Below are 21,175 nucleotides of genomic sequence, written 5' to 3'. Positions count from 1 at the left end.
GATGGCGACGGCAACAGCTGGCAGTCGGTTCCAGCAAAAACGAACGGAGGGAGCGATCGCCGCCGCAGCCGCCGGGTTAGGCCGCGTCGCCCGCCGCGACGACACTGTCCGCTCTCGAGGGCGCGTGCCATCGCCACTGCCAGCCGAGAGCAGACATCAGTACAACTACATTTCGTGCCGACAATAAAGAGAATTTCGAACCTGACTGACAGGAGTCCGTCTCAGTCTCGAGACGGGTCCGGCTCTGGACTCGTGACGAACGCGAGCAACTCGTCGGCGGTCACATCGAGTCCCTGCCGAGAGAAAAACGAGGCGACGTTTCGACAGTCACGTTCTAGGAAGTCGCGGCTGTTGGGGTGGTGGACGGTGACGGCTTGTCCGAGATCGATGAACACGAGTTGGCCCTCGGCCTCGTCGAAGACGACGTTGTATTCGCTTAAATCGCCGTGGATCAGCCCGGCCGAGTAGAGCCGGCGCATGTACTCGCGCATGACCTCGTAGGCGGTCTGTGGGTTCTCGATGTGGACCTCGCCGAGGCGTTTCGCGCGGCCGTCCTCGGTGCCGATGTACTCCATGACGAGGACGTTGCGCTCGGTGGCGATCGGCTCCGGAACGCGGACGCCGGCCGCTTTCGCCCGCTGTAAGTTCGCCAGTTCCTTTTTCGTCCACGCGAGGACGACGTCTTTCTTCTGGCCGCCCAGTCCCTCAAAGCGCGGGTCGCCCTCGAGATAGTCGCGCATCTGCCGGAAGTTCGAGGCGTTGATCCGGTAGATCTTGACCGCGACCTCGCGGTCGTCGCCCAGCGCGTGATAGACGTTTGCCTCCTTGCCCGTCGAGAGCGGGCCGCCGAAGGCCTCGACGTAGCCGTCTTGGACGAGTTTATACAGCGCCGCGAACGTCGCGTCGTCGAACACCGACTGCTCGACTTTGAACTGGTCGGCGTCCTTGATTCGCTCCTGGAACTGGTTGAACTCGCGATCGCGCTTGCGGGCGATCCGATCTGCTTCCGTATCCGAGACGTCGATCTCTTCCCACTCGTCGCCTGGGGTCTCGGCTTCATCTACGTCGACCAGTCCGAACTCCGTTCCCTGTCCCATCTAGTCGGTTGTAGTGGCTCTGAGGGGTAAAGTACTGGGTCTCGTTTGGCGACGTATCATCGAGATTGAAAGTAACTGGTTGGCTTCGTTCGGCTGCTGTAACTCTCGAACAGACTTATCTACCTGTTCGTAGTCCAGAAGACCATGAGTGATGCTAGCACAGGTGGTGGCGCGGAGTCGGATCATGACCACGCCCAGCACCACGAGGGACCGGGCTACACAACACCACAGGCTGCTATCGAGGAGGGCGGACGGGAAAAATTGGCATACGTGATGAGTCTCTACGTCGGCACGGACGTCGACGCGCCGGACTTCGTTGCGGTCGTCGACCTCGATCCTGAATCGGACACGTACTGCGAAATCGTCGATCGCATCGAGATGCCAAACCGCGGTGATGAACTCCACCACTTCGGGTGGAACGCCTGTTCGTCGTCGTGTCACATGGAGGGCCTCGAGCGCCAACACCTGATCGTCCCGGGTCAGCGTTCCTCGCGGATCCACGTGATCGACGCGGCCGACCGACGGAATCCCGAACTGGTCGAGGTGATCGAACCCGAGGAGATCTTCGAGTACGATCTCTCTGCCCCGCACACGGTTCATTGCGTTCCGGACGGACAGATCCTGATCAGCATGCTCGGCGATGCCGATGGTGATCTCCCCGGCGGCTTCCTCGAGTTAAACGAGGACTTCGAGATCGAGGGCCGGTGGGAGCCCCCGGGCGAGATCGAGATGAACTACGACTACTGGTATCAGCCACGCCAGAACGTGATGGTCTCGACCGAGTGGGCCGCGCCGAAGACCTACTACCCCGGCTTCGACTTAGAGGACGTCGAGGAGGGCAAGTACGGCCAGAAGATCCACTTCTGGGACTGGGAAAACGGCACTGTCGAGCAGACGATCGACCTCGGCGAGGAAGGCCAGATTCCACTCGAGGTACGATTCCTCCACACGCCTGAATCGACACATGGGTTCGTCGGGACCGCGCTCTCGTCGAACATGTTCCACTTCTGGCGCGACGAAGAGGCCGGCGAGTACCGCGCTGAGAAAGCGATCGACTTCGAGGCCCGCGAGCATCCAGACTGGGATATGCCCGTTCCCGGGCTGACAACCGACATCCTGATCTCGATGGACGATCGCTACTTGTTCGGCTCGAACTGGCTCCACGGTGAGGTCTGGATGTACGATATTTCGGACCCGTCGAACCCGCGACGGGCCGACTCGCTTTCGGTCGGCGGCACCTTCGGCGACATCCGCGAAGTCCAGGGGCGGGAAATCGTTGCTGGCCCGCAGATGCTCCAGCTCTCGCTGGATGGCGAACGGCTCTACTGGACCACCTCGCTGTTCTCGTCGTGGGACGACCAGTTCTATCCCGAAGAAGCCGAGCGCGGTTCGGTGATGTTGAAAGCCGACGTCGATCCCCGAACGGGCACCCTCGAGTTGGACGACGACTTCCTCGTCGACTGGGGTGAGTGCCCGGCGGGCCCGGCCCGCGCTCACGAGATTCGCTGGCCCGACGGCGACTGCACGAGTGACGTCTGGCAGTGACTGCGCCAATGGCGAGCCATGAGGTCCGCCTCGAGTGGCCGACCGGCCGGACGAAGACGGTGACGGTCCGCGAGGACGAGACGGTCCTCGAAGCGGCTGGACGCGAGGGGATCGGACTGCCCTACGGCTGTCGAACCGGTGCCTGTGGGACCTGTACCGGTCGGCTGCTCGAGGCCACCGGGCGCGAGTCGGGCGACGAGCAGGTCCTCGACGTCGACGACGCGTTCGCGTATCGCCGGTGCCAGCGAGCGCTGAAGGATCGACACCGGTCGGACGGCTACGTGCTGCTGTGTGTCGCCGAGCCGCGGGCCGACTGCCGGCTCGCTGTCGGTCCCAGCGTCCATACGGAACTGGTCGAAAACCCGTGGAAATGAGGCTGCTCGCCGACCCAATCTGGACCGAAATAGCTCGATCGCGTCGCTGTCAGTACCATTAACGGGGGCGAGCCGCTACCCTCGAGCAATGCCAGCCGCCGACGAGAACGCGGACGCGGACAATCCCTATCTCCGGGAGCCGCCGACCGATTTCGCGCCGATCGAAGAACTGTCGGAGATCGAGGCCGAGCAGCAGGTCGAACTACTTCGCGAGGCGATCCGCGAACACGACCGCCGCTACTACGCCGAACACGAACCGGTGATCGCCGACCGAACCTACGACACGCTTTTCGCTCGTCTGCAAGCCCTCGAGGACGAATTCGACCTCGCCCATCCCGACAGCCCCACCCGCAGCGTCGGCGGCGAGCCGCTCGAGGCGTTCGAAACGGTCGACCACGTCGCGCCGATGCTGTCGATCGACGCGAGTGGTGAGGCCGAGGACGTTCGAGCGTTCGACGACCGTGTCCAACGCGAGGTCGGCGACGTTCAGTACGTCTGCGAGCCCAAGTTCGACGGCGTCTCCATGGAGTTCGTCTACGAGGACGGCTGGCTCGAGCGTGCCGTGACCCGCGGAGACGGCCGCGAGGGTGACGATGTGACAGCTAACGCGCGCACCATCGGCTCGGTCCCGCAGCGACTCCACGGTGACCACCCCGAGTTCCTCGTGGTTCGGGGCGAGGTCTACATGCCAAAAGACGCCTTTCAGGAGTATAACCGCGAGCGCATCGAGCGTGGCGAGGACCCCTTCGCGAATCCCCGCAACGCTACCGCTGGCACGATCCGCCAACTCGATCCGTCAGTCGTCGCCGAACGCCCGTTGTCGGTCTTCTTTTTCGACGTGCTCGAGGCCAGCGACCTCGCGGACAGCCATCAGGCCGAACTCGAGACGTTTCCCGACTACGGCCTGCGGGTAAACGACCGGGTCGAGGTGGTCGAGACTATCGAGGGCGCGATCGAGTACCGCGACCGCATGCTCGAGGCCCGTGACGAGTTAGACTACGAGATCGACGGCGTCGTGATCAAAGTCGACGATCGCGAGGCCCGCGAGGAACTCGGCCGGACGGCCCGTCACGACCGCTGGGCGTACGCTTACAAGTTCCCCGCCCGCGCGGAAGTGACCACGATCGCCGACGTGGCGGTTCAGGTCGGCCGAACGGGCCGGCTGACGCCCGTCGCCCTGCTCGAGCCGGTCGACGTCGGTGGCGTCACCGTCTCGCGGGCGAGCTTGCACAACCCCGCGGAGATCGCAGAGAAGAACGTCAACGTCGGCGACACGGTCCGCGTCCAGCGCGCTGGCGACGTGATCCCCTACGTCGAGGAGGTCGTCGAGAAAGGCAGCGAGGGCCACTACGAACTGCCAGACACCTGCCCTGTCTGTGATAGCCCCGTCGAGCGCGACGGCCCCATCGCCTTTTGTACCGGCGGCTTAGGCTGTGACGCCCAGCTGCGTCGGTCGATCGAGTACTACGCGGGTGACGACGGCCTCGATCTCGAGGGACTTGGGGAAAAAAGCGTCCGCCAGCTCGTCGACGCTGGGCTGCTCGACTCCGTTGCCGATCTCTATGCCCTCGAGCGCGACGATCTGACCGATCTCGAGGGGTGGGGCGAGACGAGCGCCGCGAACCTCCTGTCGGAAATCGAGGCCAGCCGCGAGCCGCCGCTTGCCGAGTTCGTCTCGGCACTTGGCATCCCCCACGTCGGCCCAACGACGGCCCGCGAACTCGCCCGCGAGTTCGGTACCTTCGTGGCGTTTCGCACAGCCGCGAAAGACGATCCTGACCGGCTCGAGGACGTCGAGGAGATCGGTGAGACCGTCGCCGAGACGATTCACGACTTCTTTACGAGCGAGGCCAACGCTGTCGTAGTCGACGATATTCTCGCGCACGTCTCGCCACAGGAAGCCGACACCGGCGCTGGCGGCGACGAACTCGATGGGCTCACGTTCGTCTTTACGGGTTCGCTCGAGGGAATGACAAGAGGCGAGGCCCAGGACCTCGTCGAAGCCCACGGCGCGAACGCGACGAGCAGCGTCTCGGGCAACACGGATCATCTCGTCGCCGGCGAGAATCCGGGCGCGACGAAACAGGAGGACGCACGGGACAACGACGTGCCGATCGTCGACGAAGACGAGTTTTGGGCGCTGCTCGCGGAGCGGGAGATCGACCTCGAGTAGTCACTCGAGAACGCAGGCCTCGAGCCAGACCAACGGGGGACCTCACCCGCGGCGAGTGAGCACCACGACGACCGCGATCACGGCGGCGGCAACGCCGATAAGCATCGGCACAAACTGCCCTGAACTCCACTCCCAGCCGAGATACTGGGTCCCGATGATGGCGACGAGCGCAACGACGGTGCCGATCGCCGTGATGGCCGGCGACGAGGTCCGACCGATCGAGAGTGCCATGGTCGAATGTTACTGAACCAACACAATAAGCGCTGGGCCGACCCCGTCAGATGTCCACTCAGGTCGGCATTCGCTCGGCGATAATCGACAGCGACTCCCGCCCGTGTACCTCGCCCTCGAGGTCCGGCAGCGTCACGATATCGAGGTCGGGGAACGTCTCGTGGATCTCGGCGAGGCGCTCCTCGTGGCGGGCCTGTCGGGACTGACAGCGCGGACAGCCCTCGTGTGGGTCCTCGAGCACCCGGTTGACGATCAGGCGCTCGACGGACACGTCGGCTTCGCGAAGTCGCGCGACGAGCCGCTCGGTCTCCGCGATGGCCATCTGCTCGGGGATCAGGACGACCCGAAACTCGGTTCGGTCAGGATCGGCGAGTAACTCGCGGGCGCGCTCGAGCCGGGCCTGAAACGACGCAAGACTCTCGTCGTCGTCCTGGTTGCCGAGCATCGACAGCGGCCCGAACATCGCCGTGCGGGCGGCCGAGCCGATCCGGCGGGCCTGTCCCCGCAGCGATTGGGCCGTCTCGAGGGCGTTGCCCATGATACCGGGCATATCGAACAGCCGCAGTGTGTGGCCCGTCGGTGCGGTGTCGAAGACGAGTACGTCCCACTCGCCGGAGTCGACGTATTCGACCAGCAAGTCGAGTGCTGCGATCTCGTCGCTGCCGGCCGGCATACCGCCGGAAAACAGCCGTTCGATCTCTGCATCCGAGAGGCTGATACCGGCACTGCGCAGATCGGCCGCCAGCGCACGCGCCAGTTTTTCGTAGCGCTCCTGTTGTGTTGCTGGGTCGATCTCGACGCCCCACAGCTTGCCTTCGGAGTGTGTCTCTCCCTCGAGCGGGCCTGGTAGCTCGAGTGCGGTCGGTTCCGAGTCGATGTCGGTCTCGAACGAGTCGGACAGCGAGTGAGCCGGATCGGTCGAGACGACGAGCGTTCGCTGCCCGGCGGCGGCAAGCGAGAGTCCGGTGGCCGCAGCACAGGTCGTTTTGCCGACGCCGCCTTTTCCGCCGTAGTAGATGCAGTCGGTCACGGCCACGGTTACCACGGTCGCTGATATAAACGGTGTCCCGAACCTAGAATCGCACGTCTCGATGGGAGCCGGCCGATGCCGGCCGGTGCGCTCAGATATCGACGCGGTCGAACCGGTAGAGCGCGACGGCGAGCGGGACGGCGATCCAGAACAGCAGGATCAGCAAGGAGAACCAGTCCTGTAGGAAGAACGGAAACCCGTTGGGGAAGGCGGCCTCGTTGAACGACGTTCCGATCCGGTCACTCGAGAGGGAACTGAACAGCGTGATCGTGTTCTGGTAGGCGTTGCCCGGATCGATCATATCGATGAACAGCGCCCAGTCGGGGAGCCTGGTCAGCTCGATCTGTTGGCCGGTAAAGTTCGTCGTCGTGTAGGAGACGCCCTCGATGTAGCCACGTTGCATCAGGAGGCCGAGTGCCGTCCGGATCGAGTTCCAGACGATATAGAAGAGGACAAAGACGCCGAACATCGCCGCGCCGGCCATCGTCGTCGATCGGGTCAGCGACGACAGCGAGACCGCGATGCTCATGTACGCGAGCCCGTAGACGATCGTCATCGCGAGGAAGGCGATGTACGCGGGGAAGGAAAACTCCGAAACCGCGAACACGACGGCGACCATCGCAATAAGGAAGCCGATAAGCAACGATAGCGAGAGCACGGCCGTCCGACCGAGCAGCTTGCCCAGTAGCACGTCTTTCCGAGAGTGAGGCAGCGACAGGAGGATCTTGATGCTCCCCGCTTCGCGCTCCCCGGCGATGGCCTTCCAGCCGAGGAGCAGCGCGATCAGTGGGATGATCAGCTTACACACTTGGCTGACGAGGGCGATGAAGCTGATCGTCGTAAAGTTGTCCGGATTCGCCCACGAGAGGAACCCGGCAAGAGCGGCCATCAGCGTAAAGAAGAACGCGCTCAGTCCCCAGAACAGCCACGATCGAACCGCATCCTGGAAGTCCTTCTTCGCGACTGCGCGGACACTCTCTGTGTCGATCGAACTCGCGGGCGAGCTGCCCGCGTCCGTCGCATCCGCCCCGGCCCCGGTTTCGGTACTCATTGCGCGTGCACCTCCGTTTCCGTATCGGTCGTATACGACTGGAAGACATCGTCGAGCGAGGCTTCGGTCGTCTCGAAGTCCCGGATCTCGATGCCGCGATCCTCGAGCACCGAGAGGACAGCCGTCTTCGAGCCGTCGACGGTGACGACGACCGTCGGTGGTGCGTGAGACTCAACGGTGGCGTCGGTGACGTCGGGCAGCGAACGGACCGCCTGTAGGGCGTCATCGTCGATCCGATCGACGGTGACCTGTAGCGTCGTCCCGCCGTCGACGGAGCTGCGCAGTCCCTCGACGGAGTCGACGGCGACCATCTGGCCGTCGCGCAGAATGCCGACGCGGTCACAGACCGTCTCGACCTGCTCCATGATGTGACTCGAGAAGAAGACGGTCGCGCCCCGTTCGTTTTCCTCGCGGACGATTTCGCGCATCTCGCGGGCTCCGTTCGGGTCGAGTCCGGTGGAGGGCTCGTCTAAGATCAGCAGGTCGGGTTCGCCGACCAGTGCCATCGCGAGCATGAGCCGCTGGGCCATCCCTTTCGAGTAGCCGCCGGCTTTTCGGTCGATCGCATCGGTCAGCCCGACGCGCTCGAGCAGCGCTTCGGGGTCGTCGGCAGCACCTTTCGAGTCGATGACGAACTCGAGGTGTTGGCGGGCGGTGAGCCGGTCGTACAACTCGACGCCTTCGGGGAGGACGCCGGTTCGCTGCCGAATCTCTCGGCTCCGTCGCTGGGCGTCCATGCCGAGGACGCTGGCCGAACCCGACGTCGGGCGGACGAAATCGAGGAGGACGTTGATCGTCGTCGACTTCCCGGCACCGTTCGGCCCGAGGAAGCCGAACACCTCGCCGTCCTCGACCTGAAAGGAGAGCGTTTCGAGTGCGACGGTCTGACCGAACCGCTTGGTCAGCTCGTCGACTGTGATAGCGGGCATGGCTGTGTGGTCGGAGCCGTGCCCGATAAGATTTGTGCCACTCGAACCGCGGCTGAATTCATCTGTTTCAGTTCGTCAACGATCGGATCCGGGGGTCAGAGCGGACGCCGCAGGTCAGATCGGATCGTCGGGATCGTACCGCTCGGCGGTTCGGTCGACCTCCGTGGCGTAGCGCTCGCGGGTTTCCTCGTCGGGCACCGGCTCGAGTCCGTTTTCGGGAATCTCGACCGCTGCGGTGACTTGTGTCCCAGTCCGTAATGCCGTCGAGGACCGCTGGCGCTGCTGATAGCGCGAGCCGTCCGGCGTCGCATAGACCAGCGTGACGAAATCGCGGTCGCCCAGTTCCCGTTCGACCAGCCAGCACTGCACCGTCGAGTCGCTCATAGTCGACGAGTTTGCAGTCGAGCACCGAGAATGTACCGCGTTCGCGCCGTCCGTCCTGAAGGGACGGCCTACGGATGCGAACGGCGAGCGTACACGCGCGAATGACGCCCATATGCGCGTGAACGAGCCCCGACGTACTTGATGGTCGACGGTGGACAGGTGACGACCACCGATGGCCGGACGCCGGACCGAACGCATCGACGAGTGGCGCGAGCGCGTCGACGAGCTGTGTTACGACGGTGAACACGTCGAACGCCGCGTCGACCTCGAGTGCGCGACGGTCGTCGTCACGACCCAGCGCGTGCTGGCGTTCGTTCCCACCACTGCTGGCCCGGCGTTTCGCCACGTCGATCGACCGAACGTCGGGACTGTCTCCCTCGAGACGTCGCAGCGACTGGCCGCTCTCTGTGCGGGGATCGTCGCCGCGTTCGCCGGCGTCGCCACGCTCGAGACGGCGACCAGCGTCGACTTCGCGTCGTTCGCGCCGTCCGTCAGCCTCGACGGACTCGCCCCCCTGCCCGGCTCCGACCTCGTCGTCGGCCTCGTCGAAGCCGTCCTCACAGCGATCGAGACGGTACTCGTGGCCCTCGAGTGGAGCATCCTCCTCGTCGGCGTCGCTGCGTTCGTCGTCGCCCTCGGGCTTATTGCTTATTACGCCCGCTCGCGCGCGCGATTGCTCGTCGTGCGCGTCAGCGGCGACGACGACCTCGAGATCCCCGTCACCGGGTCCGATCTCGAGTCCGATCCCGCTGTCACCCTCGAGGCTGCGATTCGGCCGGGATCGGACTCGACGCCCGCGTGTGAGGAACCCCTCGGCGAGCATGGTCGGGTCGACCTCGAGGAGTCAGGCTGAAACCGTCCCACTCCGTAGGACCGCCGATGAACGCCGATGGGGTTCGCGAGCGCGCCGGATCGTTGCCGCGAGAGCCCGGCGTCTACCAGTTTCGGGAGGGTGAGACGACGCTGTACGTCGGGAAGGCGGTCGATCTGCGCGATCGGGTCCGGTCCTACGCCGACCCGCGCAGCGCACGGATCGGCCGGATGGTCGACCGGGCCGACGACATCGAAATCGCCGTCACCGACACCGAGACGCAGGCGCTGTTGCTCGAGGCGAACCTGATCAAGCGCCACCAGCCCCGCTACAACGTCCGCCTCAAAGACGACAAGTCGTATCCGATGGTCCAGGTGACCGACCACGATGCGCCGCGGATCGAGATCACTCGCGATCCAGACGAGTCGGCGACCGTCTTCGGTCCCTACACCAGCAAGCGTCAGGTCGAGACCGTCGTGAAGGCGCTTCGCGAAACCTACGGGATCCGGGGCTGTTCGGACCACAAGTATGCGGGCCGCGACCGGCCGTGTCTGGACTACGAGATGGGGCTGTGCACCGCCCCCTGTACCCGCGAGATCGATCTCGCGAGCTACCGCGAGGACGTCACCGCCGTCGAGCGGTTTCTCGAGGGCGAAACCGGAATTCTCGCTGATCCGCTGCGCCGAGAGATGGAAGCGGCTGCGGAGGACCAGCACTTCGAGCGCGCGGCGAACCTGCGGGATCGACTCGAGACCGTCGAGACCTTCCACGGCGAGGGCGGCGAGGCGGTTCAGTCGGTCGGCGACGAGCGAGCCGTCGACGTCCTCGGGGTCGCCATCGAGGGTGACGACGCCACCGTCGCCCGCCTCCGCGCCGAGGACGGCAAGCTGGTCGACCGGGATCGGCATACGCTCGAGGCACCCGGTTCGTCGGCGGACGGCGATAGCGTTCCAGCCGTTCTGGCAGCCTTTATCGTGCAGTATTACGCCGAACGCGAACTGCCAGACGCCCTTCTGTTGCCCGAACGCCACGGTGACGAGGAGGTCGCAGCTTGGCTCGAGACCGAGGGCGTCGCGGTTCGCGTCCCGGGTGCCGGCCGGGAGGCCAAACTCGTCGACCTCGCCCTGAAAAACGCCCGGCGCAACGTCGGCCGGCGTGACGAATGTGGCATGCTCGCGGACGCCCTCGACCTCGATACTGCCCGACGGATCGAAGGGTTCGACGTGAGCCACGCCCAAGGGACGGCGGCGGTCGGTAGCAACGTCACCTTCGTCGACGGCAGCGCCGAGAAAGGCGAGTACCGACGGAAGAAACTCACCGATCAAAACGACGACTACGACAACATGCGTGCCTTACTCGAGTGGCGCGCTACGCGGGCCGTCGAGGATCGCGACGACCGGCCCGACCCCGATCTGTTGCTGATCGACGGCGGGGAGGGCCAACTCGCGGCCGCTCGCGACGCACTCGCTGCGGTGGGCTGGGACGTGCCGGCGGTCGCGCTGGCGAAAGCCGAAGAGCGCGTCGTGACGCGGGAGAGGGAGTATGCGTGGCCCAGCGATGCACCACAGCTGCATCTCCTCCAGCGTGTGCGCGACGAGGCCCACCGCTTTGCGGTGCAGTACCACCAGACGGTCCGCGACGAGGTGAAGACGGTATTAGACGATGTCGAGGGGGTCGGTCCCGAGACCCGGAAGCGGTTGCTCGGGCGATTCGGCAGCGTCGAGAACGTCCGTGACGCGAGCCTTGCAGACCTCCAGAGCGTCGAGGGGATCGGCGAGAAGACCGCCGCGACGATCAAATCGCGACTTTGAGGGTGCTCGCGAACACGTCTCACCGCGGTGTGATCGTGAGCAGCGGGGTCGCCTATCGCAGCCACTCATGGCTGTGGCTGAGAGCTGTCGTCCGTCGTTTGCGGGGTGGACCGCTCAGAACTCGTAGTGAGCGATCTCCCGTGAGTTGCAGTTCGAGCACCGGTCACGGTCAGGCGCGAGCTTTGTCCCGCAGTTTCGGCATTCGTACAGCCCCGTGTCGTCGGGTTTCCCGCGTAATGTTCTCAGCACACCCATCTTTTGCTCCCCCTTATCTAGGGGATTGGTGTGTACAACCATTAACATTATCGAGGGTTGGAGTGAGACTCACGTTCTTTCGACAGTCGGTCTGAGGGGACGCTCTCGGAACGCCTGCACCGACTCTCGTACTGGTTATGGGGCCGTCGTGCGACCGGAGCAGTCATACGGTCTGCTGTACCGAGTTACCGGTGCAACCGCAGTGCGGGTCGCGGTTGCACCGGCACTGACTGACAGGAGTCCGTATCGTGGCTCCGACGGACGGCGAACCGTCCGATTGTGACAACTGCTACAGCCCTCGCTCGCGTCGTCGACGATTGATCGCTAACCCGTTGCGACAGCAAGGACAGGACTATGGCCGCGCACAGTCATGTTACTGTATGGCAGACGAAGACGACCTCGAGGAACTGCTCGAGGAACTGGATACGCAGGGTGACCTCGAGACAGCTGAACAGGTGCTATCGCTGCGGATCGAGAAACGACGCTACGACAAGCCGGTGACGATCATCGAGGGGTTCGACCTCCCGCAATCGGAACTCAAGTCGACCGCATCAGCCCTCAAGAGTGCGCTGGGGACCGGTGGGACGGTCGACGAGGGTCGAATCGAACTGCAAGGTGACCACCGCGACCGCGTGCCGGATCTCCTACGCGAGCGGGGATTCGAGATCCGCGAGTGATACGGTCTGCTGTAACGATTTACCGGTGGGCCCGCAGTGCGGGTTGCGGTTGCACCGGAAATGACTGACAGTAGTCCGTATGAGCCCACACCACGACCGATTTGGTTTCGTCTCGTGTTTCTGGCAAGGAGTTATGTATATCCACCATTCAATGATGAGGTATGGACATTCGATCCGCGACAGCCGCTGATTTTGAAGCGATTACGGAAGTCGCCCGTGAAACCTGGCACGCGACCTACGACGAGCTCGAGCCCGACGTAATCGACCGGACCGTCGACGACTGGTACACTGACGACTCGATGCCGCTCGAGGCACCCGGCACGATCGTCCTCGTCGCGGAAGAAAACGGCGACCTCGTTGGCTTTACCCACGCCGTTGCCCAGGGCGACACTGCCGATATCCTGCGGCTGTACGTCCACCCGGACCACCAAGGCGAGGGGATCGGATCGGCCCTCCACGAACACCTCCTCGAGGCGATCGACTCGTACGATGTCGACCGGCTCCGGTCGTTCGACTTCGCGTTCAACGACGCCAGTCGCGCGTTCTACGAGGGGCTTGGCTTCGAGCAGACCGACGAAGGCGAGGTCGAAATCGACGGCGAGTACTACCCTGAAGCGGTCTACACGTTCGACTTCGCGTAATCAGCGCAGTCACATACGGATTCGATCACTGATTTCGGCTGCTGGCCGATACCTAACTGAGATGGTGCAACCACTTTGCTGTTCGCTCCCGTACCACGCAGTATGGAGATACAACCAGCGAGCCACGACGACCGCGATCGGATCAGAGCCGTCGCCCGCGAGACCTGGCACGATACCTACGACGAACTCGATGCCGAGACCATCGACGAGACGATCGAGGAGTGGTATAGCGACGAGGCACTCGAGACGGCGTTGACGAAACCGGGGACGGCCTTCCTCGTCGCAGAACGGGATGGGAAGATCGTCGGCTTTACTCACGGCGTTGTCAGCGAAGCGGAAGGTGATGTCCTGCGCATGTCCGTCCACCCGGACCACCAGAACGAGGGCATCGGCACCGCGCTGTACGAGCGACTGCGTGAGGACTTACAGGACTTCAATATGGAACGCATGCGCGCGATCGACCTCGCCTCGAACGAGGGCGGCCGGGAGTTCTACGAGACCCACGGCTTCGAGCCGACCGACGAGGACGACGTCGAAATCGGCGGCGAAAAGCGACGCGAGGTGGTCTACACGCTCGAGCTGTAAGCCATCGGGAACGAACCAACGGTATCGGGTCGCCATCCTCTGATCGGTTGGCGATCCCGATGTTGCGGCCGTCGTTCGAACAGGACAACTCGAGGAACTGCCCCGTCAACCACAGTGTCCGCTTGCTGCCCGCTGGGACGAAGAGACTCCGGCTCGAGGGGAGGCTGGCCGGATTCGTGACGTATCTGTTCTCGCCAACCTGACCAGTGACGCGCACCGTCACGCGACTACCGCTGCCTGGACACGCCTGTACCGTTACTGCACCGGTCGACCAGTCGTCTGCCGTCAGTGCCGCGTCGTTGCAGCCACGGGTCCGGATGGCTCCACCGCCCTGTGCTGCACCCGGCTCTGACAGTGCCGTCGCACCCGTCAGCGCACCGATTGCGCCGAGCAACGTGCGCCGTCGTGGGGACGCGCTGTCGCTCTCGCTCGAGTCGGACGGATTGTCATCGGTCATTGTGACCACCACTCATTACTTGCGGCTCGGAACGTGAAATATTGCTGTTACGATTCGACGAACTGGTCTCGCGGTGAACGCAATCGGGGAGAGATATTCAACGATGGTGACGCTAAGCAGGTCGATCAGTCGAACCCTTGCAAATGCACCGTACGGACGCAAGTGGAATGACGGTGTGTTTAATGGTAGCACGATGGGGACGAAAACGCCGAGCGAGGCCGATATCCTGCGACCGGTCGGATCGACATCGAGAACGTACTTCATCATGGTCGCCATCGCGGGGCTGGCGTTCGTCGCCTTTCTCGTGGGATGGGCCTACCAGCTTCAGGAGGGACTGGTCGTCACTGCCCTCGGTGACTGGGGGAGCGGCGGCGGTGCCACGTGGGGGATCTACATCGGCGCGTTCATCTGGTGGGTCGGGATCGCCCACGGCGGGATCATCCTCTCGGCCGCCGTCCGCCTGCTGGGCATGGACCGGTACATGCCGGTCGCCCGGCTCGCCGAGTTGCTAACTCTCAGCGGGCTCTCTGCGGCGGGCTTTTATATCATTGTCCACCTCGGTCGCCCCGACCGGATGGTCACCAGCGTCATCGGCCACTATCACATTACGGTCCACAACTCGCCGCTGGTGTGGGACGTGACCGTTATTACGGCGTACTTCGTGCTGACGGCGACCTACCTCGGGCTGACGCTCCGATACGACGTGACCCGGCTGCGCGATCAATTGCCCGATCGACTCGATCCGATTTATCGGTTTATGACGATCGGCTACACTGAAACGGAAGATCGGATCGTCGAGCGAATGGTCTGGTGGCTTGCGCTCGCGATTATCATCATGGCACCGCTGTTACTCCACGGTGGCGTCATCCCGTGGCTGTTCGCGGTGTTGCCGAACTATCCGACCTGGTTCGGCGGCGTGCAGGGCCCGCAGTTCCTCACGATCGCGCTGACGTCTGCCATCAGCGGCGTGATCATCCTCTCGTTTGCGTTCCGACGCGCGTACGACTGGGATCACATCATCACTGACGACATCTTCCGCGGACTGTTGCTCTGGCTCGGGTTCTTTTGTCTTCTCTTCCTGTGGCTGCAACTCCAGCAGAACATCACTGGTCTCTTCAAGGCCCCTATCGACCTGACTATCGCAGCCCTCGCCAGAGCCACCAACCCCATCTACCTCACGTCGATGTCGCTGGTCTTCGTGACGCTGTCGTATATTTTCGCCCAGACGATCCGACCGGCGCTGTTCACCAGGCGACGGGCTATTATCGCCGGCCTCGCCGTCCTCACCGCGACGATCTTAGAGAAAGTCCTGTTCGTCGTCGAGGGGTTCTTACACCCCACCTTCGACATCTACGAGGCCGTCCCGGGCGTCTACGTCCCTGGGTTGATCGAGGTTCTGTCGATCCTCGGAACGATCGGCATGGTCTGTCTGTTCTTCCTCACGATCGCCAAGATCGTCCCCGTGGTCGAACTCCACGCGATCGAGCACCTGCGTGACGGCCACGAGTCGATCAACGACCACGAATAGCGTCGCAAAACCCAGTTTTCTCGCGCGTCGACCGGTCAGCGGGTCGACCGCCGACGGATTTCGTTCTCGCGTCGCCATCAGGACGGACCATCAGCAACTATTTACCCAATGGTGCTAAACCTGTTTTTAGAAATGTCTAAACTTTGGCCTCCTCGCCTCCGAATCGCAGGTGAGACGGCATGAACGAGCTGCTGGACGTGTTCCTCGCGTCGCTTCGCGACGGCTACGTCCAGGTGAGCGCGTTCGTCGCAATGACGGTGCTCGCGTTCGGACTGGTCCAGTATCGCACGGACGGTGCGCTCATCGCCGCCATCGAAGACAACGAGCGACTGCAGGTGCTCTTCGGCGGCTTGCTGGGACTGACGCCGGGCTGTGGCGGTGCGATCGTCGTCATGCCGCTGTACGTCCGCGGGACGGTCAGTTTCGGAACCGTCGTCGCGACGCTTGGGGCGACCGCCGGCGACTCTGCGTTCGTCATCCTCGCGCTCGCGCCCGAGGCCGCACTGTACGCCTACGCCGTCGCCTTTGCGGCCTCCGTCGCAACGGGGTATCTGGTTGACTCCGTCGGCCTCGGCGTTTCGCGAGTCGACGCCGCCGTCGCGCGCCTCTCACCCGCCGCACGGCCCGACGGCGGTACTGCCGTCAACGGCGGCGTCACGCCGAACCCGGCTCACGACTACTGCGGGCCAGCCCCCACTCATGCCCACGAGGCGGGACCGGACCGTCGCTCTCGAGTCCTCACCCCGCTCTCCCACCTCGCACACATCACGTGGTGGGGGACCGCCATCGCCGGCCTCGGCCTCGGGATACTCTACTTGCTTCGTGGCGGCCCCGAGGTCGCGCTCACAGTGGGGGTCGGGTTCGATGGCCTGTTCACGATCGTCGGCATCGCCGGCGCAGTGCTGTCGCTGTACCTCTATCTGATCGGCCGTCACTACGTCGGTGAGGGGGAGATCGCACGGGCTCGAGACTCCTTTCACTCGGCTTACGACGCGCTCACGCATGCGGCGATGGAGACCAGCTTCGTCACCGTCTGGGTGCTCGTGGCCTTCCTCGTCTACGAGTACGCCGTGCTCCTGACGGGGCTGAACGTCGCCACTTTCGCTGCAGCGGCGGGCGTGCTGGCCCCGATCGGCGGTGCAGCCGTCGGGCTGATCCCGGGCTGTGGCCCCCAGATCCTGCTCGCCAGCGTCTACGCCGAGGGCGGGCTGCCCTTTTCGGCGCTGACTGCCAACGCGATCGCTCAGGACGGTGATGCTCTGTTCCCGCTGCTGGCCGTCGACGCCAGGGCTGCCGTCGTCGCCACGATCTATAACTTCTTGCCTGCTGTCGTCGTCGGTGTCGCGCTTGACCTGTTGTGGGGCCCCGTCTTCGGCATGGCGGAGTTCGGGTTTGGCGTGCTCTGAAACCGTTCTGATCGCTATCGCAGCGTGTTCGGTGCTGTCGGTGGTGCAATCGCATCGATCACGTCGTTCACAGATTCGATATGGTGGAGCATTATATTTTAATAGTATGCAATAGATATTATACGGTAACAAATGCGTACTATGCTCGTGAGGGACACCGAACTCCTTCTGCGGTCGGTCGGTGGAAGACATAACGGCCCGTTCGATAGCGCTACAATCGGGGTGGATCGGTGAGACGATGCGTCGGCTCTCACAGATAAAAACGGCCGTTCAAAAACGGCTTCCCGCAGTTACTCGATCGCCGATCGCAGCGTTGATTGTCGCGCTGATCCTCCTCGTTGTGGTTGCCGTGGCGGGTGTCGTCGGATACGAGTTCCCGTCGGGAATTTCCGCGGACGCGTGGATTTCGTCACCGCGGCTCGTCCTCTGGAGCAGCATCGTCGTTCTCGCGATCGTCACGATCGGTGGTTACCTGCTCTATCGACGGTACGAGGAGATGCTCCTCGATCAGTGGAGACAACTGTCGAATTGGGCGCAGGCGATCATCGCTGGCACAGTCTGTGGGGCGCTCGTTGCAACCGGTCTCGGCCTCGCTACCCTCGCTGGAGCGGTACCGCTTGCGTTCGTCCCTGTGTGGTCGCTGATCGCATGGCTTATCACGACCGTCTGTACGCTCCGCCAGCGCCGCACCTCGAATCCGGACGATTCCTCGTCCGCGCTCGAGTCGATGCTTATCACGGTTGGATACGCGCAGGCCAAGCACCTCCAGACACGCACGCTCGCTGGAATCGTGGGGCTTGCGGGTGCTGTCCTCGGGAGCGTCGGCGTTCGTGCGCTGCTCTCGTGGTTCACTGTAACCCTCACACCGCTTCAGAGTGCTTTCCTCGCTGTGTGCGTGTGGCTGGTTGCGACGGTGATCGTCTACAACCGCTACGCGTCTACGATTACCGATCGGACCGACCTCGAGTTCGTCGCGGTCTCGAACCCGGAACTGCGGGACGGCCGCGAGGTGACGATCAAAAACACCGGAACCGTCCCCATCGAACTGGCGCAAGCGAAGCTTCGTGACACGAACCGTGACTGCTATCAGTTCGATGGCGGCGTCACGCTCGGGCCCGGTGCATGCTGTTCGTTCGCGGTTCCGGCGTCGTTTTCGCTCGAACCGAACGAAGCCACGACGGCGCTTCCGCTTGGGTATACCCTTACGCAGGGGAGCGAATACCCGATGCTCTACACGCGAGACGGCGAGCAGTTCGTCCTCCAGAGCGGGACTGAGATGCGTGACCGTGATTCCACCCACGATACGACCCGACAGCCGGTCGGGCTGGGTGCCGATCCAACGCCACAGGAGTAGCCACACTCGGATTATACCATGCTCTGTGACGATTTCGAGCGCGAGTCGACAGTGCGAGAGATCAGCGTCCTTCGCCAGCAGCCGACGACGACCGACTCGTCGATGGGGCTCGAGTCGGGCACTCGTCGACCGACCGCCCGACTCGAGTCCAGTGTCACGACGATCGCAACGCTGACACCTGGCCGGCTGGCCGGCGGACTCGGTGTCCGTATCGCCCGAAAACGGAGTCCAGTCGAGTTGTTGGTTCGGTTGCCCCATGTGGCTCGTCCTGACGACGGGCTGGGAGACGAGTCGGGGGTGTCGGTCGTGTCGCCGTCTCCGATTTCCGGGCGGCCGGCTGCTCGCACGCGTTCGGCTTCGTCTGCCATCTCACCTAGCCGCCCGAACTGTACCGACCAGTCTAGTGGGATCCACAATCCGTCCGCTCTCGGGCCGATCCGTGCTCCTCGCTCGGTCACCGACACGGTGGGCACCTCGAGTGGAGCGCCACGACGGCCGCTCGAGTCGTTCGGGAGCGATACGGAGCGGACACGCCACCAGAAGCGGTGGCCACAGCCGGTGATGAGACGATTGATGCGCTCGGGAGACGTTCCGGAGAGGCAGAATGCCCTCGCGCATACCAGCAGCCAGGCGATCGCACTGCCCAACGCGGCTAGATTCGGTTTGTCACACGCGCTCGGCACTCGAACCGTGTCGCCGACCGACGAGATCGACGATCTATCCACTGATTACACCCCCTCGAGCCATGTCGTCGACCATGTCGATGCCTCGCTCGAGCGTGTAGTCCGACAGACTGGCCCGCAAGACGGTGCAACGAACGTGATCGCCCGACCTGATCGGATCGAGACACGACGTGTGGCTGCAGTCTCGGCCGATAGCGGACAGCGACGGCGTTCTGGAACTGGTTCGACTGTCTGGATGACGGATCGACACACGATGGCTGGTGTCGTGGCCGACAGCCGACACACTCCTGTCTGGCACCGTTCGTTGCGACGGCGCGATGGACCGACGCTGCGCCAGCATCGCCCGCGACGGAACGACCGTACGCGGGGGGGTCTCGATCTCCTCGCCGTCCACGCTTCCGATGACTCGCACGTCCAGACACGCGACCGTTCACGAGAGGGGTTTGCCACACGGGATCCCGTCTCTCTCCCTCACCGCGTGTCTCGAGTGCGCCCGTCTTTCTCGTCCCCTCGGTCGACATCATACATGACCGGTCGCGATCGGAGTCAGTGGCAGTCACGACTCGAATCGACCGCTTCGACTGCGCTGTACGAGGGACCGATCACCGAGCAGCCCCATTTCGCTTCGGTCGCGTCTCGAGTGCGCCCGTCCTTCTCGTCCCCTCGGTCGACATCACACATGACCGGTCGCGATCTGAGTCCGTGGCAGCCACGGCTCGAATCGACCGCCTCGACTGTGCTGTACGAGGGACCGATCACCGAGCAGCATCGTTTCGCTTCGGTCGCGTCTCGAGGACCGCACACGTCGACCCGACGCGATCGAGCGCCCCGCGATCAGGTGGCTCAAGCACCCACCGCTTTGGCTTCCGGCTCCGGGACGATGGAGTCACAGCGAACGGCCATCCAGCCGACCGGGCCGGTGTGGCTGTCGACCGACACTCACGACGCACGCAAGCCACACAGGCGGTTGTGGCTGCCGTCGGCCACGCGTCAGGAAAGCGACGTCTCAGGTGTCACCGCCGGCCAGCGCTCTCTTCGGTTACAGCGTGTCGCCGCGACCGAAGCCATCCGTCTGTCGGAAACCGCATCGCCGAGCGCGAGTCTGTCCAATCTGTTCGGTGGCCGACGTGTTCGTCGCATCCTCGAGACCAACACACAGCGTCGCATTGACCAACTGCGATCGCGGGTCGACGAGCGAGCGCCATCGGATCGTGTCCGCCGCCCTCGCCGCGTTCTGTCGAGGCGATCCGAGAGCGACACTGCTGGTAGACTACCAGTCGGTCGCTCGAGCATGGGTGGCGCAAGTGACGGAGATGGTGTCGGGTCGGTTCAGCCGGTCCGGATGCAGTCTCCGATCGCGGACGTCGCCCCAGCTTCGGTCAGTGTGGCCCGTGTCGATACCGGCCGCTCAGACCGACTGCAACCGGTATCTGTGAGAACGGACTTGGACGCCACTGCACGAGGTCCGTCTCCGGTTGAGCGACGTCGGCCACAAGGACTGCGACGGCCAGCGGTGTGGTCGGTACAGGCCGACGCTCAGCGATCCACTCGAGCACTGTCATATCTTGGTTCACGCCGCGACCTCACGCGTGCGTTCAGTAGGGAAATCGAACGGAAGCCCCACAGCAACGACGCCGCTCTCCGCTCGGATCGATATCTGTCGGAGCCGCAAGTAATACGTTCACCGGTCCAGCGATCCGGACAAGCTGGCCGTTTCCGACGCGAACCAGGGTTTACCGACGAGACTGTGGCTGGCCTGCCGGAAACCGTGACACCACCAGGTCGATATCTATCGGAGTCGCGAGTGGTACGTTCACCGATCCAGCGATCCGGACGAGCTGGCCGCTTCCGACGCGAACCGGGGTTTACCGACGAGACTGTCGCTGGCCCGCCGGAAACCGTGACACTACCGGATCGGTCTCTGCGCGTAAATACGCCCGACACCGCGTCTCGGACGCGAGTTGCTGCCGACCGAGTCAGGGACAGGGCTGTTAGCGGTGGCTCCACGAATACCGTCTCTGAGATCCGTGGACCCGACGAGGCGAACCACCTCGCTCGCGGCGGCGCAGTCGGCAACTTGGCGGTCCAGCGCGACCGACTAGGCGGAACCGCACGTCACTCGAGCGACCGGCTGTCGGTGCTCCGAACGCTTC

18 protein-coding genes are annotated in these 21,175 nt (G+C 63.8%); 12 read left to right on the top strand and 6 right to left on the bottom strand.

The features are described 5' to 3' along the window. The first annotated feature begins 1 nt into the window (after position 1). Positions 2 to 187: a hypothetical protein gene (locus BDK88_RS03545; protein ID WP_130499188.1), complete on the top strand. Its 186-nt coding sequence runs from the start codon at positions 2 to 4 to the stop codon at positions 185 to 187. Between the two features lie 34 nt (positions 188 to 221). On the opposite strand, the gene rio1 is transcribed toward BDK88_RS03545, so the two are convergent. Continuing rightward, positions 222 to 1,097: a serine/threonine-protein kinase Rio1 gene (rio1, locus tag BDK88_RS03540; RefSeq protein WP_130499187.1), complete on the bottom strand. Its 876-nt coding sequence runs from the start codon at positions 1,095 to 1,097 to the stop codon at positions 222 to 224. Between the two features lie 144 nt (positions 1,098 to 1,241). On the opposite strand from rio1, the gene BDK88_RS03535 reads away from it, so the two are divergent. From BDK88_RS03535 to ligA, 3 genes are all read left to right on the top strand, one after another. Continuing rightward, entirely contained in the window at positions 1,242 to 2,642 is a 1,401-nt protein-coding gene (locus BDK88_RS03535; RefSeq protein ID WP_130499186.1) for a selenium-binding protein SBP56-related protein, read from the top strand. Positions 2,643 to 2,650: 8 nt separating this feature from the next. Next, positions 2,651 to 3,016, top strand: coding sequence for a 2Fe-2S iron-sulfur cluster-binding protein (locus tag BDK88_RS03530; protein ID WP_130499788.1), 366 nt, complete (start codon positions 2,651 to 2,653; stop codon positions 3,014 to 3,016). An 88-nt stretch (positions 3,017 to 3,104) separates the two neighbouring features. After that, positions 3,105 to 5,189, top strand: a complete 2,085-nt coding sequence (gene ligA, locus BDK88_RS03525) for an NAD-dependent DNA ligase LigA (protein ID WP_130499185.1) — start codon at positions 3,105 to 3,107, stop codon at positions 5,187 to 5,189. Between the two features lie 42 nt (positions 5,190 to 5,231). On the opposite strand, the gene BDK88_RS03520 is transcribed toward ligA, so the two are convergent. The 5 genes from BDK88_RS03520 to BDK88_RS03500 form a co-directional block, all read right to left on the bottom strand. Then, positions 5,232 to 5,420: a multidrug transporter gene (locus tag BDK88_RS03520; RefSeq protein ID WP_130499184.1), complete on the bottom strand. Its 189-nt coding sequence runs from the start codon at positions 5,418 to 5,420 to the stop codon at positions 5,232 to 5,234. Positions 5,421 to 5,478: 58 nt separating this feature from the next. Next, entirely contained in the window at positions 5,479 to 6,450 is a 972-nt protein-coding gene (locus tag BDK88_RS03515) for an ArsA family ATPase (protein WP_130499183.1), read from the bottom strand. Positions 6,451 to 6,541: 91 nt separating this feature from the next. Continuing rightward, positions 6,542 to 7,501, bottom strand: a complete 960-nt coding sequence (locus tag BDK88_RS03510) for an ABC transporter permease (protein ID WP_130499182.1) — start codon at positions 7,499 to 7,501, stop codon at positions 6,542 to 6,544. Further along, entirely contained in the window at positions 7,498 to 8,430 is a 933-nt protein-coding gene (locus BDK88_RS03505; RefSeq protein ID WP_130499181.1) for an ABC transporter ATP-binding protein, read from the bottom strand. Before BDK88_RS03505 ends, BDK88_RS03510 begins: the two co-directional genes overlap by 4 nt. 114 nt (positions 8,431 to 8,544) lie before the next feature. Next, complete coding sequence (locus BDK88_RS03500) at positions 8,545 to 8,814, bottom strand: hypothetical protein (protein ID WP_130499180.1); 270 nt, start codon at positions 8,812 to 8,814, stop codon at positions 8,545 to 8,547. Between the two features lie 172 nt (positions 8,815 to 8,986). On the opposite strand from BDK88_RS03500, the gene BDK88_RS03495 reads away from it, so the two are divergent. The 8 genes from BDK88_RS03495 to BDK88_RS03455 all read left to right on the top strand — a co-directional run bounded on the left by BDK88_RS03495 (position 8,987) and on the right by BDK88_RS03455 (position 18,339). After that, complete coding sequence (locus BDK88_RS03495) at positions 8,987 to 9,667, top strand: hypothetical protein (protein WP_130499179.1); 681 nt, start codon at positions 8,987 to 8,989, stop codon at positions 9,665 to 9,667. A gap of 26 nt (positions 9,668 to 9,693) precedes the next feature. Beyond that, a complete protein-coding gene (locus BDK88_RS03490; RefSeq protein WP_130499178.1) occupies positions 9,694 to 11,436 on the top strand; it encodes an excinuclease ABC subunit C in 1,743 nt (580 codons plus the stop codon). 635 nt (positions 11,437 to 12,071) lie between these two features. Further along, positions 12,072 to 12,368 (top strand): SUI1 family translation initiation factor, encoded by a 297-nt coding sequence (locus tag BDK88_RS03485; protein ID WP_130499177.1) that lies wholly within the window; start codon positions 12,072 to 12,074, stop codon positions 12,366 to 12,368. Positions 12,369 to 12,529: 161 nt separating this feature from the next. Continuing rightward, the gene (locus BDK88_RS03480; protein ID WP_130499176.1) at positions 12,530 to 13,009 is read left to right on the top strand and encodes a GNAT family N-acetyltransferase; all 480 of its coding nucleotides are present in this window, start codon (positions 12,530 to 12,532) and stop codon (positions 13,007 to 13,009) included. 102 nt (positions 13,010 to 13,111) lie between these two features. Next, a complete protein-coding gene (locus BDK88_RS03475) occupies positions 13,112 to 13,594 on the top strand; it encodes a GNAT family N-acetyltransferase (RefSeq protein WP_130499175.1) in 483 nt (160 codons plus the stop codon). 650 nt (positions 13,595 to 14,244) lie between these two features. Beyond that, positions 14,245 to 15,579, top strand: a complete 1,335-nt coding sequence (gene nrfD / locus BDK88_RS03465) for an NrfD/PsrC family molybdoenzyme membrane anchor subunit (protein WP_130499174.1) — start codon at positions 14,245 to 14,247, stop codon at positions 15,577 to 15,579. A gap of 179 nt (positions 15,580 to 15,758) precedes the next feature. Next, on the top strand, positions 15,759 to 16,985 hold the full coding sequence (locus BDK88_RS03460; RefSeq protein ID WP_130499173.1) for a putative manganese transporter: 1,227 nt from the start codon (positions 15,759 to 15,761) through the stop codon (positions 16,983 to 16,985). A gap of 181 nt (positions 16,986 to 17,166) precedes the next feature. Then, positions 17,167 to 18,339 carry a lamin tail domain-containing protein gene (locus BDK88_RS03455; RefSeq protein WP_242611605.1) on the top strand — a complete coding sequence of 391 codons (1,173 nt, stop codon included), beginning with the start codon at positions 17,167 to 17,169 and terminating at the stop codon, positions 18,337 to 18,339. Positions 18,340 to 21,175 lie beyond the last annotated feature (2,836 nt).

Origin of the sequence: Natrinema hispanicum (assembly GCF_004217335.1) — an archaeon.
Classification (GTDB): Archaea; Halobacteriota; Halobacteria; order Halobacteriales; family Natrialbaceae; genus Natrinema; species Natrinema hispanicum.
This window is presented reverse-complemented; position numbering and strand designations above follow the sequence as displayed.

Bases quoted from the DNA above. Each gene is read 5' to 3' on its own strand.
- BDK88_RS03545 (WP_130499188.1), top strand. From the start codon at position 2: ATGGCGACGGCAACAGCTGGCAGTCGGTTCCAGCAAAAACGAACGGAG.
- BDK88_RS03480 (WP_130499176.1), top strand. From the start codon at position 12,530: ATGGACATTCGATCCGCGACAGCCGCTGATTTTGAAGCGATTACGGAA.
- nrfD (WP_130499174.1), top strand. From the start codon at position 14,245: ATGGGGACGAAAACGCCGAGCGAGGCCGATATCCTGCGACCGGTCGGA.
- BDK88_RS03495 (WP_130499179.1), top strand. From the start codon at position 8,987: ATGGCCGGACGCCGGACCGAACGCATCGACGAGTGGCGCGAGCGCGTC.
- BDK88_RS03490 (WP_130499178.1), top strand. From the start codon at position 9,694: ATGAACGCCGATGGGGTTCGCGAGCGCGCCGGATCGTTGCCGCGAGAG.
- BDK88_RS03510 (WP_130499182.1), bottom strand. From the start codon at position 7,501: ATGAGTACCGAAACCGGGGCCGGGGCGGATGCGACGGACGCGGGCAGC.
- BDK88_RS03520 (WP_130499184.1), bottom strand. From the start codon at position 5,420: ATGGCACTCTCGATCGGTCGGACCTCGTCGCCGGCCATCACGGCGATC.
- BDK88_RS03505 (WP_130499181.1), bottom strand. From the start codon at position 8,430: ATGCCCGCTATCACAGTCGACGAGCTGACCAAGCGGTTCGGTCAGACC.
- BDK88_RS03535 (WP_130499186.1), top strand. From the start codon at position 1,242: ATGAGTGATGCTAGCACAGGTGGTGGCGCGGAGTCGGATCATGACCAC.
- BDK88_RS03530 (WP_130499788.1), top strand. From the start codon at position 2,651: ATGGCGAGCCATGAGGTCCGCCTCGAGTGGCCGACCGGCCGGACGAAG.
- BDK88_RS03475 (WP_130499175.1), top strand. From the start codon at position 13,112: ATGGAGATACAACCAGCGAGCCACGACGACCGCGATCGGATCAGAGCC.
- BDK88_RS03485 (WP_130499177.1), top strand. From the start codon at position 12,072: ATGGCAGACGAAGACGACCTCGAGGAACTGCTCGAGGAACTGGATACG.
- BDK88_RS03460 (WP_130499173.1), top strand. From the start codon at position 15,759: ATGAACGAGCTGCTGGACGTGTTCCTCGCGTCGCTTCGCGACGGCTAC.
- rio1 (WP_130499187.1), bottom strand. From the start codon at position 1,097: ATGGGACAGGGAACGGAGTTCGGACTGGTCGACGTAGATGAAGCCGAG.
- BDK88_RS03500 (WP_130499180.1), bottom strand. From the start codon at position 8,814: ATGAGCGACTCGACGGTGCAGTGCTGGCTGGTCGAACGGGAACTGGGC.
- ligA (WP_130499185.1), top strand. From the start codon at position 3,105: ATGCCAGCCGCCGACGAGAACGCGGACGCGGACAATCCCTATCTCCGG.